The sequence below is a fragment of the uncultured Proteiniphilum sp. genome (assembly GCF_937873925.1).
Lineage (GTDB): Bacteria > Bacteroidota > Bacteroidia > Bacteroidales > Dysgonomonadaceae > Proteiniphilum.
On the sequence record NZ_CALNAT010000216.1, the window covers coordinates 1 to 1,871 of the forward strand.

Genomic DNA, 1,871 nt, shown 5'->3' on the forward strand with positions numbered 1-1,871 from the left:
CGCGGGTTCACCATTCACTGGATAGACGCAGCCCTCCCCACGGAACAAAAACTGCAACAGGCACATTCTTTTATCGGAAAGTGAAAAAATCGGCGAAAAAATCGTAATTTTGCCGTTCAGATAGTGATGCACCGGCGATAAGATCCGCAAAGTGCTTCAATAATACTCCATGTTTTAGAAATTAACACCGATGATCAAAGGAATATTTCCCATTGAGAAATTCAAACAGCTCGACACACCGTTCTATTATTACGACACAGAGTTGTTGCGGGCAACACTCGGGACAATAAAAAAAGAGACAGAGAATAAGCCCTTTCATATACATTATGCAGTGAAGGCGAATGCCAATCCACGTATTCTGAAAGAGATCGCTTCTTATGGATTCGGCGCCGACTGTGTAAGCGGCAATGAAATCCTGGCAGCCCTGGAATGCGGATTTACGCCGGACAAGATCGTTTTTGCCGGCGTAGGAAAGAGCGACCGGGAGATGCAGATCGGGCTTGATAACGATATCTTCTGTTTTAACGTAGAATCGATCCCCGAGCTTGAAGTGCTCAACGCATTGGCCTCTGCAAAAGAGAAAACGGCAAGGGTGGCGTTCCGTATCAATCCGAATGTTGACGCGCATACGCACAGATATATCACCACGGGCCTGACAGAAAACAAGTTCGGTATCAACGAACAGGATCTGCCGCGAATTCTGGGGGTGATTAAGGTCTCCTCAAACTTACAACTCATCGGCATCCATTTTCACATTGGTTCGCAGATCACCGATCTCAAATCTTTTGAAGATCTTTGTGTAAAAGTAAAGGAATTGCAGGAATGGTTCAACGCGCAGGGGATCAGATTACCGATCATCAACGTGGGCGGGGGATTAGGAATAAACTATCAACATCCGAACCACTTCCCGATGGCCGATTTCGAATCCTATTTCCGGCTCTTTGAGAAAAACCTGCAACTACAGGAACACCAGGCTTTGCATTTCGAACTGGGACGCTCGGTGGTGGCACCGTGTGGTTCGCTCATATCCCGGGCGCTTTTCGTAAAAGAGGGTATCCGGAAGAAATTCCTGATCGTGGACGCGGGAATGACCGACCTGATACGTCCTGCCCTCTATCAGGCCTTTCACCATATAGAGAACATATCTTCTGATAAAGAACCGGCGCTTTACGACGTGGTGGGTCCGATCTGCGAATCGAGCGATGTATTTGCGGAACAGATCATGCTCAACGAGAGCGTCCGGGGAAACCTGATAGCCATCCGTTCCGCCGGCGCTTACGGAGAGGCCATGGCATCGCGGTACAACTGTCGCGACCTGCCCCTATCATACTTCTCCGACCAGCTTTAATTGAATATCAACAGGGAGGCTCCCCGTAAAAGAGTGTATACATTCCTCCCTGCCGTAAACAAAATACCCCTATGGACGGTCTCAATACGATACTTCACCAATTCTCCCTGAGGGAATGGATCCTGGGAGGCACGTTGCTTCTTTGCTTCCTGATACAACTCTTTTTTTACCTCTTCTTGTATAAACGGCCTTATAATTATCAGAAAAAGAAGGTAGACATCTCTGTTCCCGATGAACAACTCCCGGCCATCTCAGTCATCGTCACCTCGAAGAACAGCGCCGAAGAACTGGAGCGAAACCTGCCGTTCATCATGGAACAGGATTACCCCGACTTCGAGGTGATTGTGGTGAACAGGGGATCGACAGATGATACCGACATGGTGTTGAAGGCCGCCGAACAAAAATACTCCCGGCTCTACCACACCTATGTACCGGCTGAAGCCGACGGTGTGAATGAAAAGAAATTGGCGCTCACGCTGGGGATCAAGGCTGCTAAGAACGATTTTCTCCTGTTCACCGAAGC

At 48.5% G+C, this 1,871-nt stretch carries 2 protein-coding genes; both read left to right on the top strand.

The genetic code is table 11. From position 1 onward, the window contains the following. Positions 1-190 precede the first annotated feature (190 nt). Positions 191-1,348, top strand: coding sequence for a diaminopimelate decarboxylase (gene lysA / locus Q0502_RS14415; protein ID WP_298652097.1), 1,158 nt, complete (start codon positions 191-193; stop codon positions 1,346-1,348). Positions 1,349-1,419: 71 nt separating this feature from the next. Further along, the coding region (locus tag Q0502_RS14420; RefSeq protein WP_298652099.1) for a glycosyltransferase at positions 1,420-1,871 on the top strand (452 nt) is incomplete at its 3' end.